The 20,755-nt window shown below is 65.9% G+C and carries 28 protein-coding genes; 26 read left to right on the forward strand and 2 right to left on the reverse strand.

Annotation, left to right across the window (positions count from 1 at the left end):
* Window positions 1-160 precede the first annotated feature (160 nt).
* The 22 genes from F9K20_RS20420 to F9K20_RS20525 all read left to right on the forward strand — a co-directional run bounded on the left by F9K20_RS20420 (window position 161) and on the right by F9K20_RS20525 (window position 17,314).
* Window positions 161-1,681 (forward strand): S49 family peptidase, encoded by a 1,521-nt coding sequence (locus tag F9K20_RS20420; protein WP_291006411.1) that lies wholly within the window; start codon window positions 161-163, stop codon window positions 1,679-1,681.
* Window positions 1,682-1,735: 54 nt separating this feature from the next.
* Window positions 1,736-2,416 (forward strand): head decoration protein, encoded by a 681-nt coding sequence (locus F9K20_RS20425; protein ID WP_291006414.1) that lies wholly within the window; start codon window positions 1,736-1,738, stop codon window positions 2,414-2,416.
* Between the two features lie 130 nt (window positions 2,417-2,546).
* Complete coding sequence (locus F9K20_RS20430) at window positions 2,547-3,572, forward strand: major capsid protein (RefSeq protein ID WP_291006417.1); 1,026 nt, start codon at window positions 2,547-2,549, stop codon at window positions 3,570-3,572.
* 18 nt (window positions 3,573-3,590) lie between these two features.
* The gene (locus tag F9K20_RS20435) at window positions 3,591-3,920 is read left to right on the forward strand and encodes a hypothetical protein (RefSeq protein WP_291006420.1); all 330 of its coding nucleotides are present in this window, start codon (window positions 3,591-3,593) and stop codon (window positions 3,918-3,920) included.
* A complete protein-coding gene (locus F9K20_RS20440; RefSeq protein ID WP_291006423.1) occupies window positions 3,917-4,645 on the forward strand; it encodes a DUF6441 family protein in 729 nt (242 codons plus the stop codon). The genes F9K20_RS20435 and F9K20_RS20440 overlap by 4 nt, the downstream gene beginning before the upstream one ends.
* Before the next feature lie 2 nt (window positions 4,646-4,647).
* Window positions 4,648-5,124, forward strand: a complete 477-nt coding sequence (locus F9K20_RS20445) for a hypothetical protein (protein ID WP_291006425.1) — start codon at window positions 4,648-4,650, stop codon at window positions 5,122-5,124.
* Window positions 5,125-5,131: 7 nt separating this feature from the next.
* Window positions 5,132-5,317 (forward strand): hypothetical protein, encoded by a 186-nt coding sequence (locus tag F9K20_RS20450; protein ID WP_291006428.1) that lies wholly within the window; start codon window positions 5,132-5,134, stop codon window positions 5,315-5,317.
* Between the two features lie 15 nt (window positions 5,318-5,332).
* Window positions 5,333-6,310 carry a phage tail tube protein gene (locus tag F9K20_RS20455; RefSeq protein ID WP_291006431.1) on the forward strand — a complete coding sequence of 326 codons (978 nt, stop codon included), beginning with the start codon at window positions 5,333-5,335 and terminating at the stop codon, window positions 6,308-6,310.
* A 70-nt stretch (window positions 6,311-6,380) separates the two neighbouring features.
* On the forward strand, window positions 6,381-6,698 hold the full coding sequence (locus F9K20_RS20460; RefSeq protein ID WP_291006434.1) for a hypothetical protein: 318 nt from the start codon (window positions 6,381-6,383) through the stop codon (window positions 6,696-6,698).
* Window positions 6,695-6,973, forward strand: a complete 279-nt coding sequence (locus F9K20_RS20465; protein WP_291006437.1) for a hypothetical protein — start codon at window positions 6,695-6,697, stop codon at window positions 6,971-6,973. Before F9K20_RS20460 ends, F9K20_RS20465 begins: the two co-directional genes overlap by 4 nt.
* A 20-nt stretch (window positions 6,974-6,993) precedes the next feature.
* The gene (locus F9K20_RS20470) at window positions 6,994-7,572 is read left to right on the forward strand and encodes a hypothetical protein (RefSeq protein ID WP_291006440.1); all 579 of its coding nucleotides are present in this window, start codon (window positions 6,994-6,996) and stop codon (window positions 7,570-7,572) included.
* Window positions 7,573-7,634: 62 nt separating this feature from the next.
* Window positions 7,635-7,802, forward strand: coding sequence for a hypothetical protein (locus tag F9K20_RS20475; protein WP_291006442.1), 168 nt, complete (start codon window positions 7,635-7,637; stop codon window positions 7,800-7,802).
* A gap of 1 nt (window position 7,803) precedes the next feature.
* Complete coding sequence (locus tag F9K20_RS20480) at window positions 7,804-9,933, forward strand: hypothetical protein (RefSeq protein ID WP_291006445.1); 2,130 nt, start codon at window positions 7,804-7,806, stop codon at window positions 9,931-9,933.
* Window positions 9,930-10,364 (forward strand): hypothetical protein, encoded by a 435-nt coding sequence (locus F9K20_RS20485; RefSeq protein WP_291006447.1) that lies wholly within the window; start codon window positions 9,930-9,932, stop codon window positions 10,362-10,364. The genes F9K20_RS20480 and F9K20_RS20485 overlap by 4 nt, the downstream gene beginning before the upstream one ends.
* Window positions 10,364-10,873: a DUF1833 family protein gene (locus F9K20_RS20490; RefSeq protein WP_291006450.1), complete on the forward strand. Its 510-nt coding sequence runs from the start codon at window positions 10,364-10,366 to the stop codon at window positions 10,871-10,873. Before F9K20_RS20485 ends, F9K20_RS20490 begins: the two co-directional genes overlap by 1 nt.
* Complete coding sequence (locus F9K20_RS20495; RefSeq protein WP_291006453.1) at window positions 10,873-11,289, forward strand: NlpC/P60 family protein; 417 nt, start codon at window positions 10,873-10,875, stop codon at window positions 11,287-11,289. Before F9K20_RS20490 ends, F9K20_RS20495 begins: the two co-directional genes overlap by 1 nt.
* Window positions 11,279-13,558, forward strand: a complete 2,280-nt coding sequence (locus tag F9K20_RS20500; RefSeq protein WP_291006456.1) for a host specificity factor TipJ family phage tail protein — start codon at window positions 11,279-11,281, stop codon at window positions 13,556-13,558. Before F9K20_RS20495 ends, F9K20_RS20500 begins: the two co-directional genes overlap by 11 nt.
* A 53-nt stretch (window positions 13,559-13,611) precedes the next feature.
* The gene (locus F9K20_RS20505; protein ID WP_291006458.1) at window positions 13,612-14,949 is read left to right on the forward strand and encodes a hypothetical protein; all 1,338 of its coding nucleotides are present in this window, start codon (window positions 13,612-13,614) and stop codon (window positions 14,947-14,949) included.
* A 24-nt stretch (window positions 14,950-14,973) separates the two neighbouring features.
* A complete protein-coding gene (locus F9K20_RS20510; RefSeq protein WP_291006461.1) occupies window positions 14,974-15,234 on the forward strand; it encodes a hypothetical protein in 261 nt (86 codons plus the stop codon).
* Window positions 15,235-15,556: 322 nt separating this feature from the next.
* A complete protein-coding gene (locus F9K20_RS20515) occupies window positions 15,557-15,910 on the forward strand; it encodes a hypothetical protein (RefSeq protein WP_291006464.1) in 354 nt (117 codons plus the stop codon).
* 10 nt (window positions 15,911-15,920) lie between these two features.
* Window positions 15,921-16,262: a hypothetical protein gene (locus F9K20_RS20520; protein ID WP_291006466.1), complete on the forward strand. Its 342-nt coding sequence runs from the start codon at window positions 15,921-15,923 to the stop codon at window positions 16,260-16,262.
* A complete protein-coding gene (locus F9K20_RS20525; RefSeq protein ID WP_291006468.1) occupies window positions 16,262-17,314 on the forward strand; it encodes a hypothetical protein in 1,053 nt (350 codons plus the stop codon). The genes F9K20_RS20520 and F9K20_RS20525 overlap by 1 nt, the downstream gene beginning before the upstream one ends.
* Before the next feature lie 256 nt (window positions 17,315-17,570).
* On the opposite strand, the gene F9K20_RS20530 is transcribed toward F9K20_RS20525, so the two are convergent.
* Window positions 17,571-18,143 (reverse strand): hypothetical protein, encoded by a 573-nt coding sequence (locus tag F9K20_RS20530; RefSeq protein ID WP_291006471.1) that lies wholly within the window; start codon window positions 18,141-18,143, stop codon window positions 17,571-17,573.
* A complete protein-coding gene (locus F9K20_RS20535) occupies window positions 18,140-18,454 on the reverse strand; it encodes a hypothetical protein (protein WP_291006473.1) in 315 nt (104 codons plus the stop codon). Before F9K20_RS20535 ends, F9K20_RS20530 begins: the two co-directional genes overlap by 4 nt.
* A gap of 349 nt (window positions 18,455-18,803) precedes the next feature.
* Between F9K20_RS20535 and F9K20_RS20540 the strand changes: the two genes are divergently transcribed.
* The 4 genes from F9K20_RS20540 to F9K20_RS20555 all read left to right on the forward strand — a co-directional run.
* Window positions 18,804-18,974 carry a hypothetical protein gene (locus F9K20_RS20540; protein WP_291006475.1) on the forward strand — a complete coding sequence of 57 codons (171 nt, stop codon included), beginning with the start codon at window positions 18,804-18,806 and terminating at the stop codon, window positions 18,972-18,974.
* 84 nt (window positions 18,975-19,058) lie between these two features.
* Complete coding sequence (locus F9K20_RS20545; protein ID WP_291006478.1) at window positions 19,059-20,117, forward strand: glycosyl hydrolase 108 family protein; 1,059 nt, start codon at window positions 19,059-19,061, stop codon at window positions 20,115-20,117.
* A complete protein-coding gene (locus F9K20_RS20550; RefSeq protein WP_291006481.1) occupies window positions 20,114-20,494 on the forward strand; it encodes a hypothetical protein in 381 nt (126 codons plus the stop codon). The genes F9K20_RS20545 and F9K20_RS20550 overlap by 4 nt, the downstream gene beginning before the upstream one ends.
* A partial coding sequence (locus F9K20_RS20555; RefSeq protein ID WP_291006483.1) for a hypothetical protein occupies window positions 20,491-20,755 on the forward strand: 265 nt, incomplete at its 3' end. The genes F9K20_RS20550 and F9K20_RS20555, both read left to right, overlap by 4 nt.

A 20,755-nucleotide genomic window follows, 5' to 3' on the forward strand; every position in this document is an offset into this window, starting at 1 on the left:
ACGACCCTTCATCGCTCATGGGTCGGTTCTACCTGATTCCAAGCAGCTAGCACCTGTGTCGCGATGCGGTCTGTCCTAAGCTCCCAAGTAGAATGTCCTAATTCTACTTGGATTAGGACAGCACCAGCCGCCTGACTGCTCACGAGCGAGGATCACCCCAATGAACGTCGCCTATCCGCGCGTTGCCTCGCGCCTGTTCGGTCACGCCCATGCGATAGAGCCTACGGCGCTCCGAGCGATCCTCGACGGTCCGGCAGCTGCCAGGATCCTGGCTGCAGAGCGGCCTCGCCGTATTGTGAAGGTGGCGGTATCCGATCGCCTGGAGGTGCTGGCGAACGACCTGCATGCAGAGCCGGTTGCCGTGAACGGGGAGCTGGGCGAATACCTGCTGACCGCAGACGGCGTCGCCATCATCCCTGTCTACGGCATCCTTTCGCGCCGCTTCGACTGGCTCACTGCCATGTGCGGCTGGACCACGTATCAAGGCCTTTCCGCCACCTTCAAGGCTGTGCTGGCCGACACGCGCGTGAACGCCATCCTGATGGATGTCGACAGTCCGGGGGGCGAGTGCGGTGGCCTGATCGATATCGCCAACGAGATCATGGCCGCGCGCGCCACGAAGCACATCTGGGCTGTCGCCAACGACCTGGCGGCCTCAGCCGCCTACGCTATCGCGGGCTGCGCCGAGAAGCTGATCCTGCCCGCTCTTGGCCAGGTCGGCTCGATCGGGGCCATGATGGTGCACATCGACGAAACGAAGGCCGATGTCGCCGCCGGTCTGAAGTACACCGCCATCCATTCCGGCGCCCGCAAGATGGATGGCTGGTCTCACGCCGAGCTCGAGCCGGCCGCGCTCAAGGCACTGAAGGCGCGAGTCGACCACTGCCGCGATGAGTTTGCGGCGCTGGTCGGCCGCCAAGGCCGCATGTCGGCGAAGGAGGCCACGGCCACCGAAGCGGCGATGTATTCCGACAACGACGCAGTCGAGGCCAGGCTTGCAGACGTCGTGATGCCATTCGAGCAGGCGCTCGCAGAGATCACCGAACTTGCGGCCGGGGAACCGCAAACCAAGACCACCGCGAAAGGCGCGGAGGCGGTCAACCATGGAGACAGGACGATGAGCAAGGTGCAAGCGAAGGCCAAGAAGGCCGAGATCGTCGACAACGACGAGGAAGAGGATGAAGAGGACGACCCTCCGGCTGGCAAGAAGTCCAAGGGCAAGAAGGCGGAGACTGCCGAACCCGATGACGATGAGGACGACGCCCCGGCCGGCAAGAAGTCGAAGGGCAAGAAGGCCGAGGGTGCCGAGCCCGATGACAACGAGGATAGGGATGCTCCCTCCGGCATGAAGGCCAAGGGCAAGAAGTCCAAGGCTGCCGAACCGGATGAGGACGATCCAGCCGAGGGCGCAAAGACGCCAGCCTACACCGCCGACATGGCGGCAGAGACCATGGAGCTCTGCACGCTGGCCGGCGCGTCCCTGGCTGACGCGAGAGCGTTTGTTCAGGCGAAGACGCCCATCGCGCAGGTGCGGTCGAAACTGGTGGCCATGAAGGCGAAGGCTGGTGACGACGTCGCTATCGATACCACGCCGGCGGCGCGGCCGGCATCGGCCACAGCTGGCTGGGACGAGGCGATCGCCAAGGTCAACGCGCTCAACGGGTTCACCAAGAGGGCGTAGCCGACACACGGTTCGCGTCACGCCGATCACCAACTCCCCTAGGAGACACCTCCCATGACCACGCTTACCGAAACCCTGCATGCCGGTGGCTACATCGTCAGCGAAGCCAACGGCGCCCTGTCTCGCGAGGAGGTGGTGATTGCTGCCTCCCAGACCCTCGTCCCCGGCCGCGTCCTCGGCAAGGTTGCCGACGGCGGCCCGGGCGGCGGCGCTGTCACCGTCGGAGCGGCCGTTGCCGCTGCTGGCAATATTGGCAACGGTGTCTTCGGTACGCCGACCGCCGCCGCCGGTGCGCCTGCCGGCGATTACTCGGTCGTGATCATCGAACCGGCCAGCAACGCCGGGACATTCGCCGTGTTCAAGCCGGACGGAAGCCTGGACGGCACCGGCGTTGTCGCAGTGGCCTACAACGGCACGATCAACTTCACCCTCGCTGATGGAGGCACCGATTTCGTCGCCGGCGACCGGTGGACCGTGCCAGTGAGCTACGCCGATGCAGCCGCTGCCGGCCAGTACAAGGCGTTCAACCAGGACGGCACCGACGGCAGCCAGGTGGCCGCCGGCATCTCTTTCGACGACGTCGTAACCGGTGTCGGCGAGACCAAGAAGGCGACCGTGCACGTGCGCCACTGCGAGGTGCGCGGGTCCGATCTGACCTGGCCGAGCGACATCGAGTCTGGCGAGAAGGCCCTGGCGATCGAGCAGCTCCTGGCTCTCGGGATCATCGTCCGTTAGCCCACCAAGCCTGAACTCTGACGGCTCGGCCGGGCCGTCATCGAGGCCGCCAGCACCCCTGGCGGCCTTTCGATTCCTGAACAGCCGCACGGCCCGGCACCCCGCATCACTCACAAAGGAGTTCGATCCCATGTTGACCATGGACGTCTTCAAGCAGGATGCCTTCAGCGCCATCTCGCTGACGGCCTCTGTCGACAAGATCGGCTACGTGCCGGGCTTGCTCGGCACGATTCCCGGTCTGTTCGTGCCCGTCCCGGTACGCACCGAGATGGTCATGATCGAGGAGCGTGAGAACGCGCCGGCTCTGATCCAGACCACGCCTCGCGGCGCTCCGGTCAAGCAGAAGGGCGGCGATCGCTCGAAGGTTCGTGCTTTCCGCACGGTTCGTCTCGCGGAAGGCAGCCGGATCACCGCCTCGGAACTGCAGAACATCCGTGCCTTTGGTTCCGAGACGGAGCTCAAGCAGCTTCAGGTTGAGGTTGCCCGTCGGCAAGCCATGATCCGTGCGAACATCGAGCTGACCTGGGAGAACATGCGGATGGGCGCCGTTACCGGCGTCGTGAAGGATGCCGACAACACGGTCATCTACAATTGGGCGACCGAGTTCAACCAATCCATCCCGGTGGAGATCGACTTCGATCTCGACGCTGCATCGCCGGCGGCTGGTGCCATCCGCAAGAAGTGCAATCTGGTCAAGCGCTCTATCCTCAAGGCTCTGAAGGGCCTCGGCGGCAACGCGGTGCGCATTGGCGCGATTGCCGGCGACGCCTTCTGGGACGACCTGGTTGGTCACTCCGAAGTGGAGAAGACCTTCCTCGCTACCGCACAGGCCGCAGATCTGCGCAACGGTTTCGGTGCGGCATGGGAGACCTTCAACTACGGCGGCATCCAGTGGATCAACTATCGCGGCTCGGATGACGACACCGTGGGTGTCGCTACCGACAAAGCGAAGTTCTTCCCGATCGGCGCTGGCATCTTCCAGATCGCCATGTCACCTGGCGAGAGCTTCGATTTCGTCAACACGCTGGGTCAGCCGATCTACTCCCACATCGTTCCCGATCGGGATCGGAACATGTACGCGGACGTCGAGCAGTATTCGTATCCGCTCCCCGTCTGCACCATGCCGTCCGCCCTGCATCAGGCGCGGCGCACCTAGCGCGCCTGGTGCACGGTCATGACAACGCCAGCCGAGATCGCTGCCGAGGCGGTGGATGCGAGCTATGCCGTCTGGGGCGTCGCTGCGACCTACACACCGCCCGGTGGCGGCTCGGCTGTGTCCTGTCTCGTGATCAAGGACGCGCGCGATCGGCATGCCAGCGCACCCAGGGGGCAGCCCGTCATGAAAGGGACGACTCTGGCGGTCCGCAGGTCAGAGATCGCCTTGCCCAGGAAGGGCGGAACGTTTGATCTGACGGCTACGGCAGAGAGCCTGACAGTCCAGGGGGACCCGGTCACTCGGGAGGCGGACCCGGAACGCCTCGAGTGGGTCTGCACCGTCACATGAGCCTGCAGATCCGGCTCGCCCTGCAGGGCGACCTCGGCAAATTCGCGCATCAGACGCATCTGCGCATCGCCAAGGGCGCGCGCACGGCGGCCGAGAAGCAGCTCGCCCGCGGCAAGCTGGCGCTGCGCGGCGATGTCGTAGCTGCAGGCCTCGGGCAGCGCCTGGCCAATACCTGGCGGGCCGAGATCTATCCGAGGTCGGCGTCGGTGCGCACGCATTCGCCGGCCGTCGTGTTCAGATCGGCAGCGCCAGAGATCGTCACCGCGCACGCGGCCACTACGGTCATCCTGCCGAAGCGTGGCGCCTACCTCGCCATTCCGACCGAGAACGTGCCGCGGCGGGGCGCGCGCGGCGGCCGCGGTCAGGCGTCCCGTTGGACGCCTGCTGAGGTCGAGGCGCGCTATGGGCAGAAGCTGATCATCTTCGCCCCTGGTAAGGCTGGTGGGTTCGTGGGGCCCGGGAGTCAGTTCGCGGGCCGTGTTCTGCTTGGCGCGATCGACAAGTCGCTCAATCGCCGGCGGGCGCGCTTCGCCAAGCGGAAGCGGAAGGTCGGGGAGCCCCCGGAGGCGCGAACCGAGCCGGCGTTCCTAAGCATCATGTTCATCTTCGTGCGGCAGGTCACGCTGCGTAAGCGGCTCAATTGGCCCCGCATCTTCCGGGACCTCGAGGAGGGCTGGGCCCAGCTCTTCCCCGCCGAGATCGCGGCCGCACTGGCTCAGGATTGACGATGTCCAAAACCGGTGATGCGCTCGAGGCGCTGTACGCTGCGCTCGTGGCCAAGGCCGGCGAGCCCAGCCCCAAGATCCCCGAGCCGCTGCAGAATGAAGACCTGCCGGCGCGGCTTGCTGAAATGGGCAGCGATCTCGAGATGCTGCTCAACGTCTGGGACGACTCGGAAGGCGACCCGGAGGAGCTGCTGGGCGCCGACGTGATCGCGGACAGCTACGAGATCACGCGCGAGGTGCCGGTCGAGTTCATCGTGGCCGGCGGCACGCGGGAGGCGCGGCGGGCAGCCTTCGAAGCGGGCCTCGAGGCGATCGACGACGCGATCACCGCGGACCGGACGCTCGGCGGCACGGTCGACGACGCCCGCATGCTGGCGCCGAGGCGCAACGGCTCCGGCCTCGCGACAGACGGCATGCCGAACGTCCTGGAGGCGGGCATCCGGATCCGCCTCACCTTCACGTCGTCCCGCACCTTCTGAGGACACCATGGCCCGCAAGGACGCTTCGGCGGCTGCGCCGACCTATATCCTGCTGCTCGAGGATTGCGCGGAGTGGCGCGCCGGCAAGGTCCTGCTCGGCACGGCCGAGGTCGAGCAGAAGCTGCAGGCCGCCAAGGCGAAGTATCGGCCGGCGACCAAGCGCGAGTGTGAACTGCACGGCATCGCCGACTAACCAGGAGCCCAACCCATGCCGACCGCCGCAGCCCCCAAGGGCCAGCTCGTCGAGCTGCTGCTCAAGGACGAGAGCACCTACGGCACCGCCCCGTCAGGCGACTACCAGAAGACGCTGATCTACGACGACAGCCTCGTCGACCTCTCGCCCCAGGAGGACGATCCCATCATGGGGGACGCGGATCACAACTCCCGCGACATGACCACGCCCCAGCCGGGCCTCAAGCAGGGCATCACCGGCAGCCTGACGGTGCCGCTCGACCTCAATCACGCCTGGTTCTGGCTCAAGGGCGCCTTTGGCACGCCGGCATCCTCTGGTGCCGGGGACTACACTCATACCTTCACGTCGGGCGGCGAGGTCCTGCCCCACCGCACGCTCGAGGCCAAGCGGGCCAGCGCCATCTTCCTGCAGCGGACGGGCTGCCTCGTGAACAGCATCGGCGGCAGCATGGCACGCGCCGGCGGCTATGCCCGCATGACGGTCGGCGTCCTCGGCAAGAAGGAGAGCAAGATCACCGCGACCGGAGGCGGCACGCCGCCGGCGATCCTGGCGCGCGACCCCCTGCTGGCGGTGCTGGGCGTGCTCAAGATCGACGCCGTCGCCGCGGCCGACATCATTTCGATCGATTGGGAGTACAACAACCGCGCCACGCCGCAGGACTACCTGGGCGACGCCGAGGGCTATCCGACGGGCCATGACCTCGACGACATGGCCACCTTCAGCGGCACCATCCGCGCCCGCTTCCGCACAGCTGCGCTCTATGACCAGGCCAAGGCCGGAACGCCGTTCGCCATGGAGCTGCTGTGGCAGCGGACCTCGGTGCGGTCGTTCTCGCTGCAGGCGCCAGTTGTGCGCTTCGACCCGATCGGCCTCCCGGTCACGGGCCCGGGGCGCATCGAGCAGAGCTTCAACTTCCGCGCCGAGCAGAGCTCCTCCGCAGCCATGCTCTCCGCCGTGCTGAAGAACGGAACGGCCGCAGCAGCGTACGCATAAGGGGTGCTGAGGGACATAGAGGCAGGTATTCGAAATCTTCGAATAACTCAACGAAGGAGCCATCAAGATCATGAGCAAGACCACACTGACAGATGGCTCGCCAGTCACGCCGGACCATCGCGAAATCAACCCCGCCACCGGTCAACAGAAAGGCTATGTGGTTCTGAGCGCGGAGGAGCGCGCCAAGGGCTTCGTGCGGCCGGTGCGCCGGACCTACGTGCACTCCAAGTGCGGGGTGGCCACTACGATGGGGCAGGCGATCGCCGAGACGTACGCCCGGCAGCCGGACTTCTACAGCGGGACATTCTGCGTCGGCTGCCGCCCTCACTTTCCGGTCGGTGAGGATGGCGAGTTCGTGTGGGACGATGGCTCAAAGGTCGGCACATGAGCACGGCACGATCTCCGCTCCGCAAGCTCAAGGCAGAGGCCGACAACATCGCAGCCCGGTTGAAGGCGTTGGCGCGCGGAGAGGTTGACGTCTCCGATCCGGCCGGAAAGGTCGCCGCTGCTCGCGCAAAAGAGTCGATCACGTTCGGTGTGGTCATGGATGACAAGATACTCAAGATCGAGATGCCATGGGCGACCATCCGAGAGCTGAGCGAGGCTGGCATCTCAGCTTGGATACTGAAGCACATGCGCGAGCAGCGCGACGTGGTGCACTGACAACGGAGGAAGGACACATCATGCTGAAACTGCGAAAGGGCAAACCGCCCTTCGTGCCAGTCGCCTTGGGTGAGAGCGCCTGGATCCGGGTCCGGCCGGCGACACAGACGGACGTCGAGTTCGCCACCGCGCAGGCGCACCCGCGCCTGGCGGAGCTCGTGGCCGGGAGCGAGTCGGCCCAGGCGCTCGCCAGCGTCCTGGGCGACGACTTCGAGCTGGGAGTCCGGCTCGACGCCGCCAGGCTGGCGACGGCGGCCGCGCGCCTGACGGAGGTCTACCTGGTGCTGGCCTGCCAGGATGGCTGGTGCGGCATCGGCAACGAGGACGGCACGCCGATCGAGAAGCCGGATACCAGCTCCATCGCCCTGCTGCTCGCCGATCCGATGTACCGCGACAAGATCATGCGCGTCATCAACAGCGCGGTGCATGAGGAGACCAAGGAAAAAAACGGATCATCCGCCTCGCCGAGTGGCGGGGCGGGCATCCTGGCTGGTGCGCCAGCTGCCGGCAGCGGGGAGACCCCTGCGCCCTCGGGTTCACCGCCGACGGAGACGTCGGCGAGCGCACCCGATGCCCCGAAATCGAGCACGCTCCACTGACGCCTGAGGGCCGCGCGGTCTTCGCCATCCTCGAGCGCCCGGGCCTCTGGCAGCGGGCCGGCATGGACGGCGGGATCAGTGGCCTCAACTGGCCGGCCGCGCTGGCGGGCCTGCCGCGCGGCCTCGACCGGGACTTCGCCAAGCGGCTCTTGGCCGCCGCTGAGACCGCCTACGTCGCGGCCTGGTGGGCGTACGCCGAGGCGCAACAGCAGAAACCGAAGAGGGACTGACATGGCAGCCGACGTCAAAATCCGGTTCTCCGTCGAGAACCAGGAGGTGGTTCGCAAAGCGCTTGAAGCGCTGGGCCCGGCCGGGGATAAGGCGCTGAAGCAACTGGACGCGGCCTCGCGGCAGCCGAACAGCGGCCTCAAGGGCCTGTCAGCGATCATCGAGGAGCTGAAGGGCCGCGCCACGGGCCTGGCGTTCTCGCTGGGTCCGGCGGGCTCGGGTCTTGTTGCGTTGGGTCCCAGCGGCCTTGCCGTCGCCGCCGTGCTCGGCGGTGTCGTGACCGCGTTCACCGCCTTGTCGGAGAAGGCCACCGAGTTCGCTGAGAAGGCCCATCGCGTGAAAGAGGCGGCCGAGACCGCCGGCGTCTCGATCACCCAATTCAAGCTTCTCAGCGCAGCGGGCACCAAGGTCGGCTTGGATGCCCAGCAGACATCCGCTTTCATCGATCGCCTGACGATCAGCGTGGAAGAGCTTCGGCGCGGCACGGGCCCTCTCTTCGATGCGCTGTTGCGTATCGATGCGGGCCTGCTGCGCGAGGTGGCTGCTGCGCGCAATACCGTCGACGCCATCGACATTTTGTCGCGTGCTTATCAGCGTCTGACCGACCAAGGCGAGAGGAATGCCCTGGCGAAGGCGATCGGCGGCCGCGGCGGCATTCAGGGCGGCCAGCTGCTCGACTATGTCGCCCAGAAAGGCGGCATGGACGCCTACGAGCGCAGCGTCGCGGGCGTCAACCGTGAGACCGAGGTTCTTATCAAGAGGGCGGCCGAACTCAAGGTTGAGATCGAAGCCCTTCAGCGCGCGCAGGACAAAATCTTCGCCGGCGCCAAGGTCGCCTGGCTGGAGTACCAGAAGGAAGCCTACGAGCGGCAGCTCGCGATTACCAGAGCCATCGAAGGCACCATCGAGGCCATTAAGAAATGGTGGAACTCGACCCCTCCGGCGGGTGGGATCAACGGTCCGGACGACTGGATGCTGCCGCCAGGCATGCAGGGCACCGTCCAGGCCACCAAGTCACCGCGCGCCGATATGCCGAAGTCGTGGCCGGCCGAGGTTTCCGTCGGGCAGTGGAACACGGCGACGACGGCCGAGCCGACGACCGCCGTGCAGCTCGAGCTGATGCGGCGTTGGACGTCGGTTCTCGGCGAGGCCATCACGCCGGCCGAGCAGCTGAGCCAGAAGATCCTCGAGCTCAAGGCGGCACAGGATGCCGGCGGGGTCTCCGACAGCGTTCGTGCCCGGGCGCTGTCTGCCTTCACGCTGGCGCAGAACCGGGCCGCGGTCGCAGCCCGCACGCAACTCGGCATCGCCTCCGAGGAGGAGATCCTCCTGCAGCGGCTCAAGGACCTGCAGGATCAACGCGCCAAGGGCTTCATCAAGAGCGATGAGGAGATGGCGGCCGCCGAGCGCCTCGTTCGCAAAGAGGTGCGGGAGAGCGCCGAGGCCCTGGCCGTGCGGCAGTCCGAGTTTCCGCAGCTCACGCGCCTGGCGATCGACGCCGGCAAGCTCACCACCAGCCTCGATGAGGGCCTGTCGAGCGCGCTGCGGGGCTCCGCCTCGAGCCTGATCGAGATGGCCAAGGGGACGAAGACAGCGAGCGAGGCTCTGGGCGATATGGCGCTGCGCATGGCCGAGGCCGTTGCGCAGGCGATCCTTATGCAGCAGGTCGTCGGGCCGATCGCGAAGGGGCTCGGTACGGGGCTCGGCAACTTGTTTGGCGACGGCGGCTGGGCTGCCGGCACGACTGTCGCGCAGTCGGCCGCCGGCAACATCTTCGCCCATGGTGGCCTCGTGCCCTTCGCCCGCGGCGGCGTCGTCAGCTTCCCAACGCTCTTCCCCATGGCGCGCGGCTACGGCCTGATGGGCGAGGCCGGTCCCGAGGCCGTCATGCCTCTGCGCCGACTCAGCGGCGGCAGGTTGGGCGTCAGTACCGACGGCGCCGGGCCCCAGGTGACGGTGCAGATCGTCAACAACCATTCTGCGGCCAGGGTCTCGACGCGTGAGGAATCCGACGGCCGTGGCGGGCGGAAGACGGTCGCCGTGGTCGAGGAGGTGGTGGCCACGGCCTTCGGCCGGCAGCAGTCGCCGGCCTTCAAGCAACTGCGAATGGCCGGAATGCTGGTGCGGCGATGACCGTCCCGATCTGGCCCGACGAGCTCAATCAGTGGATGATGGCGCCGGACTTCAGCGCCGCCCCCTCCGATGCGCGCCTCAAGTCGCCCATGGATGTCGGGCCCGGAAAGTCACGCCGTCGCGTCTCCGCCGCGAGCGCGCCCGTCAGCGGCTCGCTGCACTGCGACCAGAACCAGGTCGCGCGTCTTCTGCGGTTCTGGCACGAGGACACCGCCGGCGGCACCCTGGCCTTCATGTTCCCGGATCAGCTCTTCGACGGCGCCATGCTGCTCACCGAGGCGGGCGAGCCCCTGCTCACCGAGGCGGATGAGCAGATCCTGCTCGAGGGCTGGTGGCTCGTGCAGTTCGCAAGCGAGGGGCCGCCGGCCATACGACCGATCCGCCGGTCCACCGCGCATGTCGCCAACATTCAACTCAATGTGCTGCCCTGATGGCCCGCGAGCTGTCCCTCAGCTTCCGTAACGCCCTCAATGCGGAGGCGACGGAGGACGCCGTCATCACCCTCGTGACCATCACCCATCCCGAGCTCGACAGCGCCATCCGGCTGTCGAGCGATCCCACGCGCAGGATCTCGGTCGATCCCTTGCGCTACGGGACGGTCGCGGAGGGGGTCATCTATGACTTCGTCCTCATGTCCGTGATCTTCCCCGATGATCGGATGGGGGCGCCGGCGGCCGTGACCCTCGCCTTCGCCAACGTCGCCGACGACATGGCCGCGGTCATCCGGGCCGCCCTCTCGCCGGCACGCGTCGATATCAGGTGCGTCCTGGCCACGGCCCCGGACGTCGTCGAGGAGGAGTGGCTGGATCTGCGCGGCGTGCAAGGCAGCTACGATGACTCACGTATCACCTATGACGTGTCGCGCGAGGCGATCTCGAACGAGCCGTGGCCGGCGCACCGCATGACCCAAGCCCGCTTCCCGCGGCTCTATGTCGGCTGATGCATTGGAGCGCGGACTTCGTCGGTCTGCCCTGGAAGGAGAAGGGGCGGGACCGCACCGGAATCGATTGCTGGGGCCTCTGCACGCTGGTCTATGGGGAGAGGCTTGGGATCGTGCTGCCCCACTACACGGAGGCCTACGTCTCGGCGCAGGAGCGCGCCGAGATCGATGCGCTGTTCGGGGCCAACGCGTGCCGGCAACCATGGGGACAGGTGCCGGCTGGGGAAGAGCGCGAGTTCCATATCGCGCTGATGCGCTGCGCTGGCCTGCTCGCGCACGTCGGCCTGGTCATCGGCGGCGGGCGGATGCTGCATGTGGAGCGGGGAGGCGCGTCGCAAATTGAAAGCTATGCTTCCGGTCGGTGGCGGCACCGCCTCGTCGGCTTCTATGCCCATGAGGCGCGCCATGCAGACTGACGTCACCGTCCTCGCCCTGCCGCATCTCGACCCCGGCCGGCGCGCGCAGTGCGTCGTGCCGCACGGGGCGACGATCGCGGACATGGTGGCCGTGGCGCTGCCCGGGCTGCCCGAGGAGCGCTGGGGCCAGCTCCGCGTGACGATCGGGGACTTTGTCGTGCTTGAGGCCCTGTGGCGCCACGCGCGCCCGAAGCCTGGCACAACCGTCATTATCCGCCTGCTCCCATCGGGCACCACGGCGCGGCAGATCATTGGCGTCGCCGTGACTGTCGCAGCCGCTGCCGTTGGGGCCTATTACCTCGGTCCGTTACTTGGCGGCCTACCGCTGTTCAGCGCGTTGCCGGCGGGCTTCGCTACCGGTGCTGCTGCTGCCGCTTCTTCGATCGCCGCGTCGGCCCTCTTCAACGCGCTGGTGCCTCTGCGGCAGGCGGGCGCCTCATCGCTCGGTGGCAGCGACGAGGCGCGGAGCCAGGCCTATTCCATCAATGGCTTGCAGAACATTGCCAACCCGGGTGGCGCCGTGCCGAACGTGCTGGGGTTCCACCGGTTCGCCCCGCCGTATGCCGCTCTGCCCTATACGGAGGTCGCGGGCGACGACCTCTACGTCAACGCGCTCTTGAATTTCGGCTACGGGCCGCTCGAGATCGACAACATCAGGATTGGCGACAACCTCATCACGAACTACCAGGATGTCAGCACTCAGCTGATCTACGGCTACCCCGGCGATGTCCTGCCGTCGCAATTCCGGAATTGCTACCAGGAGTCCGTCGAGACGGTGCTGATGCACGGCACCGAGGTGATCCGCACCACCGCGCCCGGTGCCACGGCGGCCATCGTCGACCTGGTCTTTCCGCAAGGCCTCTCCCAATTCGACTCCGCCACCGGCAACCCGCTCCCCCTCAACCTGCAGGTCCACGTTCGCCTGAGACCGGCCGGAGGCGATGACACCGATTGGATATCTTGGCTCAATCCGTGGTCGTTCACGGAGGCGACCCGCAATCCCCTCCGCCGCAGCACCGAATTTGCGCTGCCATACGCCGGGCAATGGGAGATCGGCGTCTCTCGCATCACGGCGGACTTCGACAATCTGCGCCAGGTCGGCGTCGTGCAATGGACCGGCCTGACCAGCACAAACTTTCCCGGGGCATATCTCAGCTTCGATCGCCCGCTCGCCCTGCTGGCCGTCCGCATCAAGGCCACGGCGCAGCTCAGCGGCATGATCAGCAATCTCAATGCTGATGTGCGGCGGATCTGCAAGGACTGGGATGCGCCGACGCAGACCTGGGTGACGCGCGCCACCAACAACCCGGCGTCGCTCTTCCGCTACGTGCTTCAGGGTCCCGCGACCGCCTATCCCAAGGCTGACGGCGAGATCAACCTCGCCAAGCTGCAGGAGTGGCACGAATACTGCGCGGCGAATGGGCTCACCTACAACCGCGTCCACGACTACGTCGCCTCCCTGTGGGACGTGCTGCAGGACATCGCCGCGGCCGGCCGGGCGACGCCGCGCGACAGTGGCCAGGCCTGGGATATCGTCATCGACAAGCCGCAGAGCGTCGTCGTCGGCCATCTCTCGCCGCGCAACTCGTGGGGCTTCTCGGGGCAGCGGCGCTACGTGCGCGTCCCCGATGCCTTCCGCATCAGCTTCCTCGACGAGACGCAAGACTTCAAGCAGGTCGAGCAGCTCGTACCGTGGCCCGGGTTCACCGGCGAGCCCGACGTCACCGAGGAGGTGCAGTTCGTCGGCATCACGAACCCGGCGCAGATCTTCCGGGAGGCGCGGCGGCGGCAGTACGAGCTAATCCATCGGCCCGATCGCTATACGGTCAACCAGGACATCGAGGCCCTGGTGCTCACGCGCGGGGATCTCGCGGTGCTCAGCCACGACGTGCTCGATCGCACGCAAGAGCCGGCGCGCGTGGCTGCCGTTGACGTAGCGGCCCAAGTGGTCGTGCTCGACACCTATGTCACCATCGAGGCGGGCGTCGCCTATGCCTGCCGGTTCCGCAAGGCGGATGGCAGCAGCCTCCTCGCCCTGGTCGGCAACAGCCAGCCCGGCGCGGTGCGCGCGCTTCGCATCCTGGGGACGGCGTTGCCGGCGCCCGGCGATCTTGCGCTGTTCGGCGTCGCCACCCGCGAAACCTTCGAAGTCATCGTGCAGGACATCGAGACCTCGGATGGTCCGACGTTCCGCCTGACCCTCATGGATCACGCGCCCCAAATCGAGGCGCTGGTCAACGCAGACCCCTTGCCCGCCTGGGCGGCGTAGCACCACGCGGAGCCGCGCGCCGCCGGCGGCATCACCAACACGACGAGCTACCCATGGGCGTTCGCACCCCGAACCTGCCGCTGGCCTCCTCATTGCTCGAGCTCATCGGCAACGAAGAGATATCCCCGGGCGGGCCGCGCCGGGCGGCGCGCTACCCGCTGCCGGCGGCCTCCTCACTGCTGGAGCTCATCGGCACTGAGGAGCTGTCCCCGGGCGGCCCGACCCGGATAGCACGGTTCCCGGTCGGGGATTTCTGGGAGGCTGACGCATTCCGGTTCGCCGAATGGGAGAGCGCGCCGCCCGAAGGGCCGCCGACGCCTGCGGCGGGGTATCTCGCACTCTTCGCGCGCGACGATCATGGGGTGTACTTCAAAGACTCCAATGGTGATGTCGGGCGGCTTGTACCGAAGGATTTCATCTCTGATAGTTTGGCAGCGTTCGCGTTGCACGCCGATGCCGGCGCCAATCCATACCTTGAGATCGGCACCTCAACCGAAGGCGGCTACGTAGGTAGCACGTACGGTGCCCGCATCAGGCTAAACGATCATGGGGCGGTCGCAGGCGGGCAGAACAAGGAGCTGGCTCTTGAAGTCGTGCGGGGTCGCCTGACCCTGAAGTCGTCCAATCCGACGTCGCTCAATTCGATGAGCCCGACGCTCATCATCGCCGATCCTGTCGCAGGCTTTGGCGTGCCTGTCCTGAATGGCCAGAACCAGGCCGGCGCCGGCTTTGTTTCCTTTGCGCAACGCGGGGTGGGAAGCCCATTCTTCGTCAACATGGTGAACCTCGGCAGGGAGGACTCTGTCTGGGGCGTTGCGGACGGTGGCGCCGGCTCGGAGGGCTCCTGCAATCTGAACATCTACGGGCTTGCCGATCCGGTGAATGGTGGGGTCCAAAACAACATCAACTTCTATCAGGCGGCCGGGTCTTATGCCTGGAACGGGACGCTGCGTGGATTGCCTGCCGGCGCGCGGTTGGGACAGATCACGGGGTTTGGCTACTGCGACAACCTCGCTGGCTCCGCAGGCCTGGGTTTCGTTCAGACGGAGACGGTTTCGATCGACTTCTATGCCGATCAGCCTTTGCGCTCGAGCACCAGTCCTCCGCTTGAGGCCACCACACAAGGTGGCTCGAATATCGTGTTCAAGGTGGCGAGAACGAACGAGGGCTCGCAAACCATCGTCGGCGGTTTCTTTGCCAACGGCGTGCTCGCCCTGGGCAGCTGGTCGCACTTCGGCAACGCGTTTCCAGGCTCGCAGGGCAATCTCATCATGAAGAATACCGGCGCGCCGGGCGCCAGCGTGGCGGGCGGCGGCATCCTGTTCGTTGAGAGCGGCGCGTTGAGATATCGGGGGTCGAGCGGGACGGTCACAACCATCGCAAACGCATAGGCAACATGCAAAGGAGCCCGCACCATGGCGGAGATCGAAACAACCAACGCCATCCTGAACAAGATGCGCCTCGAGTTCTTGGATCAGAGCGTACAAGCCGAACTCGGGCGACTGGCGTATCTCGGTGTGCAGAATGCAGCGACCATCAACCATCAACGGCATCTGTTGGCTCAGAACGCACGGGAAATCGCTGAGTTGCGTGGCGCGCTGCAGGAAGCCAATGACACAATAGGCAAGTTGCGCGCCCATGGCCAGGTTGGCGCCGGGGCGCAAGAAGTCGGTTGACTGGAACGGCTACTGGCAAGCGACACATGAGGTAGACGGAGCAGCAGCAGAACTATCATACCTTTGGCCGCGGTATGATAGTTGTTGACGGAAAAGAAGGTGACAAGGAAAACGCCGAAGCGAAAGATGCTCAAGAAGGTCCGTTGACCTTCCATTGCGCTTTCCGGCCAACGCCAATCTTGTCCACCTTCCCGCGCCTCTCCAGATAGGCCAGGCTGCCGCACCCGAGTCCGTCGGCAACGTCGCCTCCGGCGGCTAAGTGCCCTGACCGCCGGCAGAGTGTCAGTCCCACTCACCACCCTTCCGCAAAGGATTGCTCGCCATGGCCCAAGGCGTTCGCGCCCCTAATTTGCCGACGTCCAGCGTCGTGCTCGAGCTCGTCGGCATCAAGGATCTCGGCGGCGGCCTGCGTCAGGTCGTTCGAATCGCGCTGGTCGATCTGCTCGCGTGGCTGGAGACCGCCTTCGGCGTCGTGGCCGCCCGGTCGGCTTCGGACGCCGCGCGGGCCATTGGTCTCGCCAATAGCGCGATCATCCGCGTCAGGCTTCTGGATGCGGCGATAGCGAAGGCGGCCGCGGACGCCAGGCGAGCCCTCGGCCTCGCAAACAACACGAGCATGCGTCTCAACCACCTCGACGATGTGCAGATCGTATTGAGGGCGCAGGTCTTCAACTGAGGAAACCACAATGGCGACGATCACGAAGGAATTCCTGAGCGCAAGCACGAATGGCCGCGGCATCAAAATAGCGGCAACCGCGACGCCGGGCACGCAGATCCATGCGGCGCATGCCACCGCCAAGGATGAAGTCTACCTCTGGGTGACGAACACCGACACGGTCGAGCGCAAGGTGACGTTCGAACTCGGCGGCGTCACTGCGCCCGACGACAACCTGACCATGAACATCCCGGCAGGCGAGACGATTCTCGTGGTGCCGGGCCTCGTGCTGTCAGGCAGCGTGAACGTCAAAGCGTTCGGGGCGGCGGCCAACGTCCTGGCGGCGTTCGGCTTCGTCAACAGGATCTCCTGATGCACGCGAACAGGCTGCCGGGACCGCGGAGGCCCCGCACCCAACTGGTGTCGGAGCATCCGCGTCCCGCCTACAGGACGGTGCAGACGCGGGATCTGGCGGACACGTTCATCGGGCCGCCGCAGGGGCGGCTCACCCTGACGTCGGGCGCGCCGATCATGACGAGCGACGTGTCCGCCGGCACCGCGATCTACTACGCGCTCTACAAGGGCGCCTACTATCCGCGGTTCAACGGCGACCGCTGGTCGATGCGTCGGTTCTCGGAACTGCCGCTCAATCTGGACGGCGACAGCGGGCACACCGGATATCATCAATCCGGCAAGCTCTTTGACCTTCTTCTCGACGACACCACTGGTTCGCCGCGGCTTGTCAGCGGTCCCGCCTGGGCCAGCGATACGACCCGGTCGGCCGCGCTGACGCAGACGGCGGCGGGCTTCAAGGTCAACAATGCCTCGATGCTCGTGCGCTATGGCGCCAATAGCGGCGACACCGCAATCGTCGGCGCCGGTCTTCTTACGTGGGTCGGCACCTTCCGGGCGAGCGCGGATGGGCAGACGGCGATGGTCTTTCTGCCCAACGCCGCAGCGGGCGGAACGAGTAACAAGCTTTATCTGGCGAACGCCTACAACGAGGAATGGCTCACCGCGGTCTGCCGAGACAGCGCCGACTCCTGGAATGAGAATGACGATACCTGGAAGGACGCCAATCAGAGCGCGTCGAACCGGGTGTCCTTCGTGGCCTGCCGCGAAGGCGTACAGGTGCGCGCCTCGCATATGCGCATGAACGGGAATAGCGGCACCGCAAGCTCGCTCTGGAGCGTCGGTCTCAATTCCAGCTCGCCGGCGAGCGGCGCTCTGCATGCCTTCAACTCGACGGCCCTCGCCCTGGCGATGGCTTCGCGCTACGAGGCAACGCTCTCCGGCGAGGGCCACAACTACATCCAAGCGATCAACAGGGCGAACAACGCGGGCGGCGGGCAAGGCACCTTCTACGGTGATGCGGGCGATGCCGCCAGATACCAGGCGGGCCTGATCGTCTCGGTGAAGATGTGAGCGTGCGTCGCAACGGCGGTCGGGGCCTGTAATGCGGCGACCTCGGAAATAGTGATTCGGAAACAACAACTTGCGGAATCCCCACATGATTTCCGCAAGTTGTTTTGACCTCAGCCAATGGTTGGCATACAGCTTAGTCGCTAGCGGGAACGCTGGAACCACTCTGGTTGCGGGCTAGTACCGTGACGTTGACTCGGATGCCTGCCCATTGGGTGGTGGGCTATCAACCGACCAATCAAAGGAGCCAGGTCTCCCGCTAGCGATGCTTCGGCATCCACCATTGCGGTAGCGGGTATCCATAGAACCTGAAGACCTGCTGCTGTTCCCTTGTGAGATTGGCGATCCCCCACTTCGGCATAAGCTTTACGCTGAAGCCATGCACCATGCCAGCGCTGGGATCGCCGGTCATCACCGGCTTCAGCAGCTTTGCTGCCTGCACGTCGCGCTGGCCGATCTGGTTGACATCGCATGCCCGGAGAAATGCACCTGCCACCGCGTCTGCAAGTTGCAGCCCTGGCCGGCGCTCGTTGGGATGAACCTCAAAGTGGTCGTGGCTCATTACGTCCCAAGAGATATCCCCGAGCGGTAGTTTGTTCTGCCCAGCCATACTCTTGAGCTTCAGCCAGTCGTAGTAGGCTCTCAATTGGCCGTAGGAGAAGCGTCCTCGCTCGCTCAGTTCAATTTGAAGCGGCGCTGGCTGACCGTATGCCACTATCGATTGCTTCAGCGCGAAGTACGTCACGCGCTCCAGCAGCAGGCGGGTGAGCCAACAGTAGAACCAATTCTTTGACGGGATCGTTGCGGCGAACGGGTTCAGATAGACCATCATGTCCGCTTGTTTGACGCCACCACGAAGCAGTGGATCGGCAGATCCGCCATGATCTCACAGACGTGGCGACCGTTTGTCGTGTTGCAGTGCCGGAAATGAAGGTGCGGCAGATTATACTTTGTCAGGCTGCCGACAATACCGCTGATCCACTGCTCCGAGGCAGCCTCATGGGTAGCGTCGATCACCGTCGCGCCCATGATCAACCATTCGTTCGATCCATCGGGGTCTATCGGTCGAACCGCGTCGAGCCCGTCGTCTCCGGCCTCATCGATGTATGCTATGAAGCGCGGAGCGATTTGCGGAGAGGGCATGGCTATAGCACCTGAGAAGCGAGCGCCAACGCTGGCTGGCGCGGAGGACAATGAGGGTGGCTTCGCGCAACGGCCGGGGACCGTTGCGGGTGCTAACTCGAGCCAAGGAGCGGAGTTGTTTGTTGGGCAGCATGGAGCGTCTTTCGCACAATGCGGCCCGGCGCGCGTTTGACAACGCGAAGCTCATACGCAAACTGCAATGCGTCACTACCATTCCCGCACCGGGCCTCGGTTGTCGGGAATAGGGCTGCAGAGGGTGGCTCCTCTGCAGCCCACAATTCAGTCGAATCGCATCGTACTGAATGTTGGGATTACGGTCGAGTCCACGCCGGGCCAGAGGACCGCGCCCTTGAAGTCAAGACCAACGTCTGAACAGCACCGCGAATTCGTCAAGGCAGCCCGCGAGCTTGGCGCTGACGAGAACGAGGAAGCCTTTGACAAGGTGCTGAAGCGGATCGCCAAGGCGCCGCCACCCAAATCGGTGCAGAAGCGGAAGTCTACAAAGGCGAAGTCACGCTAGTTCCGAATCGTCGTCGACGCAGTCGGCAGCAACACAGCGTGCTTCGTGCCAGAAGCGCGCAGGGACTTCCCTCGGAGACAATTTGTGCTCGCCGTCTCAGTCGCGTTCGCGATCGGCATGGCGGCTGGCGCCTTCCTTGTCGTCTACGCGCTCTACCGCACACTGACCGCGGACCGGCAGTTCGCCGTGCTCGCGCCATCGTCCCTACCGGAGACCACCATGCACACATCAACCGCGGATCGTTTCGCGATCTGCCTTGCCGATATGCTGCGCGAGGAGGAGGGCACCGATCAGCCCATCGGGGGCCCCTACCATCGCGGGCGCTGGGCCTACTCCGACGATCCGGACGACAGCGGCGGCAAGACCATGATGGGCATCCTGCAGCGCGAGTATGACGCCTGGCGGCGCCGGCAGGGCTTGCCTGCCCAGTGGGTCAAGCACATCAGCGACGAAGAGCTGACGATCATCTATCGCGATCAGTACTGGCTGCCGGTGCAGGCCGATGCGCTGCCCGCCGGCGTCGACCTCGCCGTGTTCGACATGGGCGTCAATTGCGGCGTCGGCAACGCCATCCGCAAGCTGCAGATGGCGCTGGGCATCGAGGTCGACGGCCATCTGGGCCAGGTGACCCTCGATGCCGCCAACGCTGCGGACGCCGCGGAGCTGATCGCGCGCTTCAGCGATCTGCGCCGCGCGTATCACCGCGCCTGCCGGACGTTCTGGAAGCACGGCAGGAACTGGCTGGAGCGCACCGCGCGCATCGAGGGCAAGGCCAGGCACTATGCCGAGATCGATGCCCGGCAGCCAGCGCCCGTTCCCGACGGCGTGGCGTGCACGGAGTTCACGACCTGCATGGCCAAGGCCGAGATCGCGGCGCCGGAGCATATGGGCCAGTCCAACACCGGCAACACCGCCGTCCTGGTCGGCGGCGCGGGCACATCGACCATCGGCGTGGTCGCCGGCAAGGCAGCCGCCAAGGTCGTGGCAACCTGCAAGGCCGCCCTCTTCACCGCCGCCTGGTTCGGCCACGTGCTGCTCGAGCTGGTGCAGACCTACGAGTTCTGGGGCGGCGTCATCACCCTTGCCGGCGCAACCTATGTCTGGCTCGAGCGCCGCCGCAAGCTGAAGGAGTACGGCATATGATCAGCAGTCTCACCCTGGCGGCTGCGTGGGCCTGGGCCCGCGGCTGGCTTGTCGGCAACGCCTCCATCGCCGTCATTGGCGCAGTGGCGCTGGGCATTCTCGCGAGCCTTGGCGGCGTCACCTGGCTACGGCGAGATGCGGCCGCCGACGCCATCTCGGCTTACCAGCGGGAGATCGCCAACGCGCGCCTGCAGCAGGTCGCCATCCGCCAGGCGCGACAGCGCCAGTCGGAAGCCGTCTCGGCGGCCCGGGCGGCGGAGCTGGCCGAGGAGCTCGACCGCGCGGCCGCTCGCATCGCCGACCTGGAGCGGCAGCTGCGCGAGCGGCCCCGCACCGTCTGCTACCCCAAGGAAGTCGCCAGGAGGCTGAACCAATGAAGACGCGCATGGCCTGCGGGCTGGTGTCGATCATCGCCGCGCTTGGTTTGGGCGGATGCGGCAATGGCAAGGAGCCGCCGGCGACGGCGGTCACGGCCGAGGATGAGCGCGAGGTGCTGCCGGCCGAATGCTTCGCCAAGGCGGCAAAGGAGCCGAAGCTGGCGGAGGACAAGGATACCGAGGACGATGGGGCCGCACGCGACCGCGAGGCGCTCAAGAAGGCCTTCCGGTACGAGCGCGCCAAGCGGCGCGCCTGCGCCG

This window comes from Hyphomicrobium sp. (genome assembly GCF_009026145.1).
GTDB lineage: Bacteria > Pseudomonadota > Alphaproteobacteria > Rhizobiales > Hyphomicrobiaceae > Hyphomicrobium_A.

What these genes read in the sequence shown, in the direction of transcription:
- F9K20_RS20420 (WP_291006411.1), top strand. Translation starts at nt 161, where the DNA reads ATGAACGTCGCCTATCCGCGCGTTGCCTCGCGCCTGTTCGGTCACGCC.
- F9K20_RS20425 (WP_291006414.1), top strand. Translation starts at nt 1,736, where the DNA reads ATGACCACGCTTACCGAAACCCTGCATGCCGGTGGCTACATCGTCAGC.
- F9K20_RS20430 (WP_291006417.1), top strand. Translation starts at nt 2,547, where the DNA reads ATGTTGACCATGGACGTCTTCAAGCAGGATGCCTTCAGCGCCATCTCG.
- F9K20_RS20435 (WP_291006420.1), top strand. Translation starts at nt 3,591, where the DNA reads ATGACAACGCCAGCCGAGATCGCTGCCGAGGCGGTGGATGCGAGCTAT.
- F9K20_RS20440 (WP_291006423.1), top strand. Translation starts at nt 3,917, where the DNA reads ATGAGCCTGCAGATCCGGCTCGCCCTGCAGGGCGACCTCGGCAAATTC.
- F9K20_RS20445 (WP_291006425.1), top strand. Translation starts at nt 4,648, where the DNA reads ATGTCCAAAACCGGTGATGCGCTCGAGGCGCTGTACGCTGCGCTCGTG.
- F9K20_RS20450 (WP_291006428.1), top strand. Translation starts at nt 5,132, where the DNA reads ATGGCCCGCAAGGACGCTTCGGCGGCTGCGCCGACCTATATCCTGCTG.
- F9K20_RS20455 (WP_291006431.1), top strand. Translation starts at nt 5,333, where the DNA reads ATGCCGACCGCCGCAGCCCCCAAGGGCCAGCTCGTCGAGCTGCTGCTC.
- F9K20_RS20460 (WP_291006434.1), top strand. Translation starts at nt 6,381, where the DNA reads ATGAGCAAGACCACACTGACAGATGGCTCGCCAGTCACGCCGGACCAT.
- F9K20_RS20465 (WP_291006437.1), top strand. Translation starts at nt 6,695, where the DNA reads ATGAGCACGGCACGATCTCCGCTCCGCAAGCTCAAGGCAGAGGCCGAC.
- F9K20_RS20470 (WP_291006440.1), top strand. Translation starts at nt 6,994, where the DNA reads ATGCTGAAACTGCGAAAGGGCAAACCGCCCTTCGTGCCAGTCGCCTTG.
- F9K20_RS20475 (WP_291006442.1), top strand. Translation starts at nt 7,635, where the DNA reads ATGGACGGCGGGATCAGTGGCCTCAACTGGCCGGCCGCGCTGGCGGGC.
- F9K20_RS20480 (WP_291006445.1), top strand. Translation starts at nt 7,804, where the DNA reads ATGGCAGCCGACGTCAAAATCCGGTTCTCCGTCGAGAACCAGGAGGTG.
- F9K20_RS20485 (WP_291006447.1), top strand. Translation starts at nt 9,930, where the DNA reads ATGACCGTCCCGATCTGGCCCGACGAGCTCAATCAGTGGATGATGGCG.
- F9K20_RS20490 (WP_291006450.1), top strand. Translation starts at nt 10,364, where the DNA reads ATGGCCCGCGAGCTGTCCCTCAGCTTCCGTAACGCCCTCAATGCGGAG.
- F9K20_RS20495 (WP_291006453.1), top strand. Translation starts at nt 10,873, where the DNA reads ATGCATTGGAGCGCGGACTTCGTCGGTCTGCCCTGGAAGGAGAAGGGG.
- F9K20_RS20500 (WP_291006456.1), top strand. Translation starts at nt 11,279, where the DNA reads ATGCAGACTGACGTCACCGTCCTCGCCCTGCCGCATCTCGACCCCGGC.
- F9K20_RS20505 (WP_291006458.1), top strand. Translation starts at nt 13,612, where the DNA reads ATGGGCGTTCGCACCCCGAACCTGCCGCTGGCCTCCTCATTGCTCGAG.
- F9K20_RS20510 (WP_291006461.1), top strand. Translation starts at nt 14,974, where the DNA reads ATGGCGGAGATCGAAACAACCAACGCCATCCTGAACAAGATGCGCCTC.
- F9K20_RS20515 (WP_291006464.1), top strand. Translation starts at nt 15,557, where the DNA reads ATGGCCCAAGGCGTTCGCGCCCCTAATTTGCCGACGTCCAGCGTCGTG.
- F9K20_RS20520 (WP_291006466.1), top strand. Translation starts at nt 15,921, where the DNA reads ATGGCGACGATCACGAAGGAATTCCTGAGCGCAAGCACGAATGGCCGC.
- F9K20_RS20525 (WP_291006468.1), top strand. Translation starts at nt 16,262, where the DNA reads ATGCACGCGAACAGGCTGCCGGGACCGCGGAGGCCCCGCACCCAACTG.
- F9K20_RS20530 (WP_291006471.1), bottom strand. Translation starts at nt 18,143, where the DNA reads ATGATGGTCTATCTGAACCCGTTCGCCGCAACGATCCCGTCAAAGAAT.
- F9K20_RS20535 (WP_291006473.1), bottom strand. Translation starts at nt 18,454, where the DNA reads ATGCCCTCTCCGCAAATCGCTCCGCGCTTCATAGCATACATCGATGAG.
- F9K20_RS20550 (WP_291006481.1), top strand. Translation starts at nt 20,114, where the DNA reads ATGATCAGCAGTCTCACCCTGGCGGCTGCGTGGGCCTGGGCCCGCGGC.